Here is a 12,603-nt window from a genome sequence, read left to right as displayed (position 1 = left end):
TCCTATTTTGAGATCACACCTAAAGCGGATAAAACGACACAGATGATCAAGACGATAAAAATTGCTCTGGTGGAGGTCATATTCTTTTTGCCTAATAACCAATAGACACCGCCAACGATCGCGGCTGGTAATAATTTAGGTAGGATCATATCAATATTATTTTGCATGTTCATCGTCACATCACCAATGCTCGGCGCCCAGGAAACTTTCACATTCACCATTGTAGCAACTAATGCACCGACCATAAACACCCCTAACAAGGTTGCGGCATCTGTGAGCGCTGTTAATCGTGATTGCATCGTGGTCACTAAAGAAATCCCTTCTTTGTAAGCAAATTGCAATTGTTTCCAACGAAAAACCATGACTACGATTTGGGCAACGATCCAGATAAAAATACCTGCGGGGTTCCCATTGATCGCCATATTGGCGGCTAATGCCCCAAAAATGGTCGGAATCAATGCGGCGAAAATGGAATCGCCAATCGCGGCGAAAGGTCCCATCAATCCAGCTTTCATCCCAGAGACAGTTTCTTTTGAGGCAATACCTTCTTTTTCTTCAATCGCTAAATCGATCCCAGTAATGATCGTGTTGAAAAAGTTAGAGGTATTAAAAAATTGTGTATGAGTCTTCATTATTTCTTTTAATTCCGGCGTATCATCTCCGTAGATTTTTCGCAATTGTGGCAGGATCGTATAGAGATAGCCTGAACCTTGCATCCGCTCATAATTCCAGCCTAATTGGAAGGTCAACAAGCTTCGGCGGTTGATTTGTGTAAAGTCTTCTTTCGTTAACTTGTAATTAGATTTCGTCATCTTCGATTTCTCCTTCCTCAGAGGTTGTATGGGGACTTGCTACTTGCTGGTTTTCTGTTCGTTGATTGTTTTTATAGCTGATCGCTGCTAAAGAGAAACCGATCATTGCTACTGCCAGCATCGGTAATGAATTGAAGGTTGCCGGCAACTCTTTGACGACACTTGCGACACTCGTGCCAAGCAACTGGACATTTGAGAACAACGTTGCTAATAAGGCAGTGATCGTAAAACCTAAAATCAGATAAGGAAAATGTTTCTTGACTGGTAAATAGCGTAGTAAAATAGCAAAACCGACTGCTGGTAATACCGCTCCTGCGACAGATAAGCCATCTCCTAACCATTTCAAATCGCCATTTAGCACAGCGACGACGTTTTCGACTAATCCGCCACCAAATGCTAAGGCTAAAAAGACGGGGATCAAACGTGACAAGGACCAAGGAAGAGCACCTAATAAATAATTGCGTTCAATTGCTTTATAATTCATTGTTTCAACATGTTGGTCGATACGATGAGCGAAGTACGTATTCGCAAATCGAGCTAAAATATCCAATTGGATCATTAAACTAGCGACAGGAACTGCAATAGCCGCAATTGCCTGTTCTGGATTCATCCCTAATGAGATGGAAAAAGCAGTTGCTAGTATCGTTCCGGAGTTTGCATCGATCCTTGAAGCACCGCCAAATGTCCCAACACCTAGAACGGTCAATTGCATACTACCACCGATAATTAAACCAGCTTGTAAATCCCCCATGACTAATCCGGTGAACAAACCGGCAAAAACGGGGGCACTCATTGAGGAATAAATTTGTAGTTCATCTAAAATCTGATAACCTGCATATAAAGATAATAATAAGATTTGCCACCATTGAATGGACATTTACTTAACCCCCTTATTTATTCAAAAGACTCATAAAATCTTCTGACTTATCACTTGGTACCATTTGTGCGTTCAAATGGACCCCACGCGCATTTAACTGTTTGAAATCCTCAATATCCTTTTCCACCACATTGATCGATTTGGTGATTGATCTGGTTTCATTTGTCTGAGACATATTCCCTACATTGACTTCCTTGATCGGCACGCCTCGTTCAACAAGTCTCAACAATCGATCAGGTTTTTTTGCGACGATCAGTAAACGTTGGGAATCGTACTTGCCAGCAAGAATATTCTCTGCGGCTTTTTCAATCGTTAAGACACTTAACTTTACTCCTGCTGGTGTGGCTAATTTCAAGCCACTTTTTTCTACTGTATTCATTGCGACCTCATCATCTACAACTAATATCCGAGTAATCGACAACTTCGTTACCCAAAGATTCGCGACTTGTCCATGGATCAAACGTCCATCGATTCTTACACCAATAATTGCCATTGTTCATTCTCCTTTACAAATAAATTGTTCATTCTAAAAATAAAGGTAACGCTTACATTATTCGCCTGTTTTTTGATACCAAGGTGTCGCTGTCTGATTGATTACTTGATTCAAGTTCTCAATATTCTGTCTACCTTGTGTCCGTAACCATTTGACGGCTCCTTCTTTCCCAGCATCTACATAAGCTTTGACGCCATCTTTCCAAGTCGCTCTTCCGCACAAGACCCCATTGAAGGTGGAACCTGACGCATGAGCAAAGACTAGCGTTTGTTGGAATAATTCAGAAGATACACCCGCACTCAAGAAAATGAATGGCAAGTGAGTCGCCTCGCTTTGCGCCTTGAAAAAGTCAGCTGCTTCTTTTTGGCTATAGACGATTTCCTTGTCACCAAAACCTTCGACAAAGTTCATATTGACTGGTACTTCGACTTTCAAAACATCTACTTGGTAACGAGGCTTTGAAAATTCTCTCATCATTTCAATCACTTTATGGGGTTTAACCTTTGCATACTCCTGTGAAGCGCTATCATTGGATTTGGCATCATAAGAGAGCAGTTCTAAATAAAACGGCCGATCCTCTCCTGCACATTCACTTCCTAGACGTTCAATAAAGACGTGTTTCAAATGATTGATTTTTGGATCTTCATCCACATCATAATAAAGTAAAAATTTCACTGCATCTGCTTGTTCTTCTTTTAATCTCAAGGAAGACCAGTCTCCTAATAGATCCGGTAACCGTCCAGGAGTCGATACGTCATATCCCGTTTTTTCATACGCCAAGAGCAAACCAGCGGATTGATCACGTACTTTGGCAGCGGGCAAACCATATTCAGGATCTAATAAAATAGCTGAAGCATAGGGCGTCAACTCACTAGAAACCAACGCTTTGAACTCAATCAATTGTTCATCTGTGGGTGTTTCTCCTAAAGCCGACAGCATTTTCTTCAATGCCCCCCGCTGATCGATTGCTAATGCACTGATGATGCCGTCTTTTGTTGCTAATTGTTCCATCGCTTTTTTCTTATTTGGTGTCATCGTTTTTATTGACCTCCTTTTTATTCATTTTGGTACTCATGGATCGTCACACCTTTGACTACTCGATTCACCGTTCCTGTCGGTGAAGGTGTGTCCGGCGTATTACCAACTTTGATCGACATCTGAAGAGCAATGATTTGTGCGGTCAAAATCATCACTACGGATAGATAGGCATCAGGTAATTCTAGCGCGGCTGGTTCTAGGAAAAAGTTTGCTCCAGAAAAGTCTCTTTGCGTCGATTGAGCAATGGCTAACACCTTTGCAGCAATAGCATTGCCATTGATTTCTTCCAAAATATCTAAATCATAGTTGCGTGTGTACGCTTGATTCGTCACAAACCCGATCACTAAAGTTTGCTCATTGACAAAGGATTTTGGTCCATGACGAAAGCCCATCGAAGAATCAAAGATTGTCGCAATTTTTCCAGCAGTCAACTCTAAGATTTTCAGCTGTGCTTCCCTTGTGGCACCAGCCAAGCTACCTGAGCCAAGGTATGCGACCCGATTGAATGGTACTGCTAACACTTGGATCAGTTCTTGCTCTCTTTTCAGAACATCTTTGCCGATATGACTCAAGGAAGTGACATACTTTTGTTTTGTTTCTTGGTTCGTTTGATCAAACAGCCAAAGGGCACTCAATAACATACATGTAAAGCTACCTGTCATGGCAAAGCCAGCGTCATTTGCTTTTTTTGGCATCAACAACAAGAAATGTTGCGATTGTTCACGTGCGACTTGTGCTAATTTTCCTTCTTCTGCACAAGTAATCGCTAAATGGAACAACGTATCCACAACTTGATCGGCGATTTTGACTGCCGCCAGACTTTCCGGACTATTGCCACTTCTAGCAAACGAAATCAATAACGTGGGTTGATCAGGAAACAAATACTCTCTTGGAGAAGCAACAATATCGGTCGTACCAAAACTATGAAAAGCAAACCGTTTGGTGTCTCCATGCTCATTCAAGTAAGGAACAAGCGTATCGCCTACATATTGAGAAGAGCCTGCACCGGTAAAGATGACTTGGATTTGTTGCTCGTTTGCCTGTTTTTCAAGTGCATCAAAGAAAAGGGCTAATTCATTTTTCTTCTCTTCTAAGATTTCCACAACCTCTTCCCACAGATCTGGTTGTTGTTTGATTTCTTCTGTAGTGATCCTTGCACCTATTTTTTCTAATTCATCCTTCGACAGTTCAAACATGTTATTTTCCTCCTAGATTACTCCGAACATGACGGATCTTATAATGGAATTGGTCTGCTCTTGCGACACTATCTGTATATTCGATGATCTCGTTTTTGCTATTGAAGGTCGTCCGTTTCAAATGTAAAATCGGTGCTCCATCGCATATATGCAGTAATTCAGCATCATTTGCGTAAACAATACTGGCGTAGAATTCCTCTTCTGCCACTTGGACATGTTGATCAAAATCTTCCAGAAAAACATCATACAAAGGCTTGCTTTCCAAAATTGGCAAATCAAGGCCAAGAAACAGTTTTGCTGGTAAATAAGACCGTTCAACCATCAAAGGGACATCATCCGCTAAACGTAGCCGCTTGATTTTGAAGATTGCTTCTCCTAGATTGAGATTCAAGCGTTCAGCCAACTGCTTTGTCGCTGCTTGTTTTTCAAAAGCTAAAATAATCGTTTTCGGTGTACGCCCCAATGCCAACATTTCTTCTGTGAAGCTGTAAGCACCAGCTAGACTTGCTGCTTGATGCGATAAGTCACTGACAAACGTTCCTTTTCCATGTTTTCTATAAATATAGCCAAGTGTTTCTAATTCTTGCAATGCCAATCGAACCGTCGTCCGACTCACACCATAGTACAGACATAACTCCCTCTCAGACAGCAATTTATCATGCGGGATCATTTCTGCCTCAATTCGTTTCTTTAGTACATCAACTAGTTGATAATATAACGGTTTCCCTTTACGAGAATTTTCCATTTCTTTACCCCTTCCAACTGGTTATAACCACAAGACAATCGTAAAGTAATAATAACTACCTGTCAACATAAAAATTGCTTAAAAACCGCTATATAACAACGTTTTAATCAACTATATATAAAAACATTTTAAATACCTCGAAAATACCACTTAAAATAAAAAAACAGCATAAACCTCATAAAAAGCAGCATAAGGCTTGTCCTTAAAAAGCTTGTTTATCCTAGAAATTTTATAAAATAATGAAGAAATCCAACGGTTCTTTTTCTTGCATTTCGCTAAATTCCAATGAAAAATAACAAAAAAAAAGAAACACTTCATTTCCCACGTCTAGGTGCTCAAAGTGTTTCTCTTTTGCTATTTCAAGATGACTAACCAACTAGCGACTAATCTTATTTTTCCAAGGCGAAGCTGTCTTCATCAAGACTCCATTTAATTCCTCAATGTTGTTTCTCCCTTGTTCAGCAAGCCATTTTTTTGCCGCCTGTCTCCCTTGATCCGCAAAAGGTGCCACACCATCTGCCCATGTAGCTCGCCCACATAAAACACCATTGAACGAAGACCCAGCGTTTTTGGCAAAGTACAACGTTTCTTGGAATCCTTCGGCACTGACACCTGCACTAAGAAAAATGAACGGTAAGTCAGTCGCTTGGCTTTGCTCGATGAACAAAGCGGATGCTTCTTGCTTGGAATAAATGATTTCTTTTCCAAAACCTTCAACATAAGTCATATTGACAGGTACTTCTACCTTCAAGACATCTACGTTGAACCTCGGCTCTGAGAAAATCTTCATCATTTCAATGACTTTTTTCGGTTTGATCTTGGCATATTCCTTGGAGGTCGTATCTGGGATCGTTGCATCATAAGATAGCAATTCTAAAAAGAAAGGAAGATCTTCCGCCAGACATTCTGAACCAATTCTTTCTACATATGCCTGTTTCCGTTCATTGACTTCTTCGCTTTCGTCTACATCATAGTAAAGCAAGAATTTGCAGCCATCTGCTCCAGCTTCCTTTAGTCTTTTGGCTGACCAAAAAGCTAAGGTATCTGGCAAACGTCCAGGTATCGTTGTATCATATCCTGTTTTCTCATAAGCCAACAATAGTCCAGCTGTCTTGGCGCGTTTTTCGGCAGCGGGCAACCCATATTCTGGATCTAAAAGAATCGAAGAAGCAAAAGGTGTCAATTCTTCGGACACAAGTTCTTTGAAATGGATCAAATCATCCACTTTGACCTCCTCTTGATGTCTCGCCATCATTTTTTTCAATGCGCCTCTTTGATCAATCGCTAAAGCCCCGATGATCCCGTCTGGATTACTCATGTTTACCAATGCTTGGTATTTCCCCTCTGATACTTTCCTCATTTTTTCAACATCCCTTCTAACTTAGAATCAATCAACCCAACAATTTCTTCTTGAGTGGAAGCAGTGATAAATGCTTGTTTAAAGCCTTCATCCATCAACATTCGTGCCATTTGCGAAAGAAGCGCCAAATGACTGGTTCCTGCTTCTGCAGCTGGAATAAACAACGCAATCACATACTTGATCGGTTGACCGTCTAAACTATCCCAGGCGACTGCATTCGTTAATTTCAAAATAATGATCGTTGGTTCTTCTATACTTTCACTTTTCGCATGAGGAATCGCAAAGCCATCCATCATACCAGTCGTGCCTTCTGCTTCGCGTTGTTTCAAGCCGATTTTGACCGCCTGTTCATTGGTCGCTTTTCCTACCTCAACGATTTTTGTTGAAAGAAACGCAAATACCGCGTCACGAGTATTCGCCGCCACATTGGTATAAACAAATAAATTTTCCATCAAATGAATCCTCTCCCTTTCACACACTCAGTGACTTTCTTTTTTGAACCAAGCCTAGTAATACTCCGCCTGCAATAGAACCAGCAAGAATCGCAAGAACCCACAATAAGCCATGCGTCACTACTGGTAAAACGAGAAATCCGCCATGGGGTGCTGGTACTTGCACGCGAAAGAAATAGGTCAATACAGCGGCGATCGACGAACCAAGCATCATGATTGGCAAGACACGAAGCGGATCTTTTGCCGCAAAAGGAATCGCACCTTCCGTAATATGTGTTGAACCTAGAATGAAATTCACTAGACCAGCATTCTTTTCGTTTGGCTCGAAGTATTTCCCAAAAAGCAAGACCGCAAAGCCAGTAATCAACGGTGGAGCAATGCAGGCTGCAGAAACTCCCGCCATAAAGCTAGTATTTCCTTGTGCTAACAGGGCAGTTCCAGTAACGTAGGCTGCTTTATTGATCGGCCCCCCCATATCGAATGCGCACATACAACCGACGATCACCCCTAATACTAAAGGACTTGAGTTTTCAAACCCTGCTAGAAAATCCATCATTCCTTCATTGATACTAGCCATCGGTCCTGAAATGACTGTCATGATCAATCCAGTAATCAACACCCCTAGTACGGGATATAAGAAAATTGCCTTTAAACCATCTAGTGTTTTAGGCAAAGATTTTAACGCTTTTATTAATCCCAATACCACATACCCTGCCAAGAAACCTGAGATAATCCCACCTAAAAAACCTGTACCACCATCTGAGGCAATCAATCCACCGACAAAACCAACAACCAGTCCAGGACGCTTTGCAATTCCTTCAGCAATAAAAGCGGAAAGGACCGGCACCATCATACTCATCGCAAAACCGCCGATTCGATTCAAATTCGCAGCAAATTCATTGTATTGCGCATTGGCAGGATCAGCAGAATAAATCCCCCATAAAAAAGAAATGGCGATCAAGACTCCTCCACTGACAACAAAAGGCAACATGTGGGAAACACCATTCATCAAGTTCTTATAGATGCTGTGACCAATACTCTGTTGTGCATGTTGTTTTTCCTTATCTCCTTCCGCCATTTCGACTTTTTCAGAAATCACTCCTTCACCGTTTAAAGCCGCAGCAATCAATTGATCGGCTTCTTTGATCCCTTTCGAAACAGAAACATCAATGATCCTTTTCCCGGCAAATCTTTCAGGCTGGACATCTTTATCCGCCGCAATAATCACTGCTTCCGCTTCAATGATTTCCTGATCTGTCAAACGATTTTCTACCCCTACTTGACCATGGGTCTCCACCTTGATCGAAATGCCTTTTTTCTTCGCTGCCTGTTCCAGTGCTTCTTGTGCCATATACGTGTGGGCAATACCTGTGGGACAACCAGTTGCTGCAATTAATCGATACTTAGCCATTATCTGAATTCCTCCTTATGAATAGTGATTTCTTTTTTCAACTCTGCGACATCTGTAAAATCAGTCAATCCTTTTTGAAACGCAGTCGAGCTACCCGCAGCTAAACTGTCCTTGAAACAATCCGCACTATTTTCTTCTTTGATCAAGCCTGCCAGAAAAGTGGCTAGGAGTGTATCCCCGGCACAAGCGGTATTGACGACTTTTCCTTGCGGGGCATTTCCTGTCAAACAATAATTTTCGTTCACATAGATCCCGCCCGCTCCACCTAATGACAGCAATACATTTTGAGCGCCTGCGGCTAATAGTTTCTTGCAATAGTTCACATATTCCGTTTCCGCTATTTCTTCATCAAACCATTCTGCCAATTCCTGCTCATTCGGTTTCAGTAAAAATGGTTGATACTTTAGACATCGTTTAACGATTTTAGCACTCGTATCTAAGATCAAGCGCACTTGATTCTCATGGCAAATTTTACTGATCATTACTAAGATTTCTTCTGGTACCCCTCTTGGCAGGCTCCCAGAAACACAAAGATAATCTCCAGCTGACAAATGACTGATTGTCTCAAGCAATTCTTCCATCGCTAACTGGTCGATTTCTGGTCCACGATTGACCAACTTGTATTCACTTGATTCCTCATTCACTTGTGTAAATACGTTGATGCGAGTCATTCCAGGTATAGAAACAAAATGAGCGTTGATTCCTTCCTTCGTCAAACATTCCTCAATATAAGCCCCAGTAAATCCTCCGCTAAAGCCCAACGCAGTATTTGGTATCCCGAGTTTTTTTAAAATCAATGAAACATTGACACCTTTCCCATTTGCTTGGATGTCATCATCGATTGAGCGGTTCACGACATTCGGTTTGAGTCGTTCCACTTCAATAAACAGATCAATCGCCAGATTCATCGTACATGTATATACGTTAGCCACCTGTATCCCTCCTCACTTTATCTACAGTATGACCTGTTTTTGGATGTACATGTTTTCTAAATAAGCAAAATTTTAGGTAAATGTTTACAAAATAAAACTCATCTGAGTAAGGGTTTACATCAGTGGTAGAATAAAAAGAAAAGGGGGAGGAGTAAATGGAACCTAAATTGAGCGAGGCAGAACATTTTTTATGGGAGTATATGATGAATCACATCCAAGAAATCCCAAATCTATCAATTATCAAACTAAGCGAACGAGCCAACGTATCCACCACGACCATCGTTCGTACCATGAAGAAAAAAGGGTACGAAGGCTATACTTCTTTTAAGCATCATTTAAAGGAAAAGAAGAATACCACCATCAATTTTGCTACGGTCGATAAAGTAGATGAAGAAATAAAAACTTCCATTCTAAAAAACGAACAGGAAGTCGTGCGTACCATCAATCTATTGGATACAGGAGTAATCGAAGATGCGATTCAAAAAATCTGGAGTTCACAAAGAATCATTATCTTTGCCAGAGGATTTTCAGAAATGATTGGGGAAGAAATACAAACAAAATTCCAACTACTCGATAAGTATTGTGTCCTTCATACCGATCCAAATATCATCAAAACCGTTAGTCGCAAATTGCACAAAAAAGATGTCGTTCTTTTTATTTCCTTAAACGGTGAAACAGAAGAACTCGTAGCAGCAGCGGAGAATTGCTACCGCGAGGAAATCAGTTCGATCCTGATCACCGCCTCACGGGAAAGCCGTTTGAATCACTTAGCAGAATTATCCTTGATCGGATTCAAATCCGAAATCTCTTTTTTCCCTGAATATGAAGTCCGCTCTCGCCTGCCACTTTCTGTGATTGCGCGGATCTTGCTGGATTCGTATGCGATACGGGTGAAGAAGGGGGATTGAGAAATGTGTAAGAAGCACCAATAGCCGAAAACATGAAACAGATTTCGGCTATTGGTGCTTCTTACACTTGTTTTTTTTTGCTAATAATCCGATAAATCATTGCAGAATTTCTTGAAAACGCAAGTAGCTTGTTCATTAAGAGCTATAAATTTGATATAAAAAGATTCTTTCATTTTTAAGAATATAGCTAGTTACTCACTATTATCCATTTTTCAGTCCTATTCAGTTACCTTCTTTGATATTATCAAAAGAATAGGTTTCCTTTATTTTCAATGATTTCAATGGAAGCATTATTTATTATCACTAATTTATTTCGTCCTCTTAACAAAATAAATAAAATAAAATTTATAAATAAGTTATAATGTATTTAATAAAACAAGATCTATCTAGAAGGGAGAATCCGCACATGACTTTGCAAGATTTTTCTAAACTAAACAAACATGAAATAGAATTTATCGAACGTTGTGCACATTTAAAACACGTAGCAAAACAAAGCAATGACATGACTGTGTTTGAATACATCAAAGAATTAGAAAGAAATTTAGAATTCTTACTATGTAAGTTGTCTTCTGAAACCTTTTGGGAGTTATTTCCAAAAATTCTCGGAATTGATGCAAAACTCACACTCTTAGAGAATTTTTTATATTCTGATTTAACAACGTCTATCAACGGTACCTCCTTGATTACTTTAGTAGAACAAGATTACAAAACCATCAATCAAGAAAATTATGATTATACTGTCAATGATACAGTTCCGGCTTCTTTTATTTTTTGTGTGGATTAATTGCTCAATCGAACATCTGTCACACCATTCTTTAAATACATACTAAAAAGCCACCTTCCCAAGCAGAAGATGGCTTTTAGTATTCAAATATTCAATCATTGCCAATTATAAATGTACAAAAAAATATTTTTGATATCTTCAAATAAAGTACTTTTAGAAATTGCAAATAAATTTAAACTTTGTTCCTCATTCCGTGTGACCAATGCTCGCTCACAGACTATGATATGTGGCCATTCTTCTGCATAGATTGGCACATCTTCGACAGAATAATACATCGTATTATCAATAACATGATAATCCATATTCAACCAACGAGTGATATTCTCTCGATAGATCACATGGGATAGCTCATCTTCAGCAACAATGATAATTGCAAACTTATCTTTTCTTTTTTTCACCAAACTCGATTCGATTTCAGAACATAATTTTTCTAATGCTGTGTCATTGAATCTAATTTCATAATACGAATCAAGTTCATCAATCCATTGGGTCAATATTTCCTTGAGCTTATAAAATAATTCTAATTGAGAGTCACTAAGATAGTAATGTCTTTCAACATTATAGGTTTGGATGTTATACCACATAGTGCTTAAAAAATTCATAAAAGGTTTTTCAAACAATATATTATTACTTAAACTTACATCAAAATTATCTTCTAGCAGTTTGATTAATTTCTTGACCGTATCCGGCCGGCTTTCTATAAAGATATCACGTCTTTTCCGATAATTCATATTAACAATCAAATAGCTATCCGTGTTCAAATCGATTGAACGATAAATCGACACAAAATACGCAACTTCCTGGTCTGATATGGTTGAATCACTTAAAACAAGAGATGCGATATCTCTAATTTGGTTAAAAATGATCGATCCCTTTAAATAGGAGAATTCATTTTCAGAATAGTTTAAAACACTCTTATCTTTACGTACCAAAGATAAATACGCCGAAAATACTAAAAACTGATATTCTCGTTTATTAATTTCATAATTATTTGCTAAACGATGCAATACTTGATCGACAAAAATACCTGCGCGTTTAAATAACTGTTTATCTATCACTTGATCCAGCATATCACATCGCATCCAAATCGATAACATCACAAATCGATAGGCTAATTCGTTATCAATGATATTCCCATCTACATCCATGATATTCGCATCTCTAAAATAGGCTTCCACAGCTTTCTTTATTTTGAATGCTTTTGCCACCGATACAAATTCTTCTTCAACAATTGTCAAATAACTTGTATCTCCCATCAAATACCAAGAACAAACTCTTAAGAAACGTGACTCCTTGTAAAGTTCTTTTATCAAATCATACCTGGAGATCGCCGTATAAAAAGAGATTTCAATAGTCGTACTACTTGTTTCATGATAGTCGATATAGTCTTCTAAAATGATATTGATTTTAGCAAAATCTCGTTTCACTGTATTAAATGTGACGTTTAATCGTTTTGCTACATCTTTTACAGAGAGTGTTTTCAATTCATAAAGATATTCTGTTAACTTGACTTGTCGCACGATATCTTTTTCAATAAAATTTTCGATCATGTTGTTCTCCTATCATTTTTGTATTTTTCACATATTTTTCAGCTG

13 protein-coding genes are annotated in these 12,603 nt (G+C 39.2%); 2 read left to right on the top strand and 11 right to left on the bottom strand.

The window, feature by feature from the left end:
* Positions 1-2: 2 nt before the first annotated feature.
* From I2F89_RS07255 to pfkB, 10 genes are all read right to left on the bottom strand, one after another.
* Positions 3-812, bottom strand: a complete 810-nt coding sequence (locus tag I2F89_RS07255) for a PTS system mannose/fructose/sorbose family transporter subunit IID (RefSeq protein ID WP_195513993.1) — start codon at positions 810-812, stop codon at positions 3-5.
* Entirely contained in the window at positions 799-1,689 is an 891-nt protein-coding gene (locus tag I2F89_RS07250; RefSeq protein ID WP_195513991.1) for a PTS mannose/fructose/sorbose/N-acetylgalactosamine transporter subunit IIC, read from the bottom strand. The genes I2F89_RS07255 and I2F89_RS07250 overlap by 14 nt, the downstream gene beginning before the upstream one ends.
* 13 nt (positions 1,690-1,702) lie before the next feature.
* Entirely contained in the window at positions 1,703-2,182 is a 480-nt protein-coding gene (locus I2F89_RS07245; protein ID WP_195513989.1) for a PTS system mannose/fructose/N-acetylgalactosamine-transporter subunit IIB, read from the bottom strand.
* Between the two features lie 57 nt (positions 2,183-2,239).
* Complete coding sequence (gene lacD, locus I2F89_RS07240; RefSeq protein ID WP_086334295.1) at positions 2,240-3,217, bottom strand: tagatose-bisphosphate aldolase; 978 nt, start codon at positions 3,215-3,217, stop codon at positions 2,240-2,242.
* Between the two features lie 20 nt (positions 3,218-3,237).
* Complete coding sequence (locus tag I2F89_RS07235) at positions 3,238-4,416, bottom strand: SIS domain-containing protein (RefSeq protein ID WP_195513987.1); 1,179 nt, start codon at positions 4,414-4,416, stop codon at positions 3,238-3,240.
* A 1-nt stretch (position 4,417) separates the two neighbouring features.
* Positions 4,418-5,161, bottom strand: a complete 744-nt coding sequence (locus tag I2F89_RS07230; RefSeq protein ID WP_195513978.1) for a GntR family transcriptional regulator — start codon at positions 5,159-5,161, stop codon at positions 4,418-4,420.
* 376 nt (positions 5,162-5,537) lie between these two features.
* Positions 5,538-6,521, bottom strand: a complete 984-nt coding sequence (gene lacD, locus I2F89_RS07225; protein ID WP_115357274.1) for a tagatose-bisphosphate aldolase — start codon at positions 6,519-6,521, stop codon at positions 5,538-5,540.
* Entirely contained in the window at positions 6,518-6,973 is a 456-nt protein-coding gene (locus I2F89_RS07220; RefSeq protein WP_115357273.1) for a fructose PTS transporter subunit IIA, read from the bottom strand. The genes lacD (I2F89_RS07225) and I2F89_RS07220 overlap by 4 nt, the downstream gene beginning before the upstream one ends.
* 19 nt (positions 6,974-6,992) lie before the next feature.
* Positions 6,993-8,384 (bottom strand): PTS fructose transporter subunit IIC, encoded by a 1,392-nt coding sequence (locus tag I2F89_RS07215; protein WP_195513976.1) that lies wholly within the window; start codon positions 8,382-8,384, stop codon positions 6,993-6,995.
* Entirely contained in the window at positions 8,384-9,316 is a 933-nt protein-coding gene (gene pfkB, locus I2F89_RS07210; protein WP_115357271.1) for a 1-phosphofructokinase, read from the bottom strand. The genes I2F89_RS07215 and pfkB overlap by 1 nt, the downstream gene beginning before the upstream one ends.
* Before the next feature lie 155 nt (positions 9,317-9,471).
* Between pfkB and I2F89_RS07205 the strand changes: the two genes are divergently transcribed.
* Together I2F89_RS07205 and I2F89_RS07200 are read left to right on the top strand one after the other, a co-directional pair.
* Positions 9,472-10,224, top strand: coding sequence for a MurR/RpiR family transcriptional regulator (locus I2F89_RS07205; RefSeq protein WP_108145938.1), 753 nt, complete (start codon positions 9,472-9,474; stop codon positions 10,222-10,224).
* A 406-nt stretch (positions 10,225-10,630) separates the two neighbouring features.
* Entirely contained in the window at positions 10,631-11,008 is a 378-nt protein-coding gene (locus I2F89_RS07200) for a DUF7006 family protein (RefSeq protein ID WP_195513974.1), read from the top strand.
* Between the two features lie 95 nt (positions 11,009-11,103).
* On the opposite strand, the gene I2F89_RS07195 is transcribed toward I2F89_RS07200, so the two are convergent.
* Positions 11,104-12,558, bottom strand: a complete 1,455-nt coding sequence (locus I2F89_RS07195) for a helix-turn-helix domain-containing protein (protein WP_115357269.1) — start codon at positions 12,556-12,558, stop codon at positions 11,104-11,106.
* Positions 12,559-12,603: the final 45 nt, after the last annotated feature.

It is taken from the genome of Enterococcus sp. 1001283B150225_161107_E12, from assembly GCF_015556925.1.
In the GTDB taxonomy this organism is placed as follows: Bacteria; Bacillota; Bacilli; order Lactobacillales; family Enterococcaceae; genus Enterococcus_B; species Enterococcus_B mundtii.
This window is presented reverse-complemented; position numbering and strand designations above follow the sequence as displayed.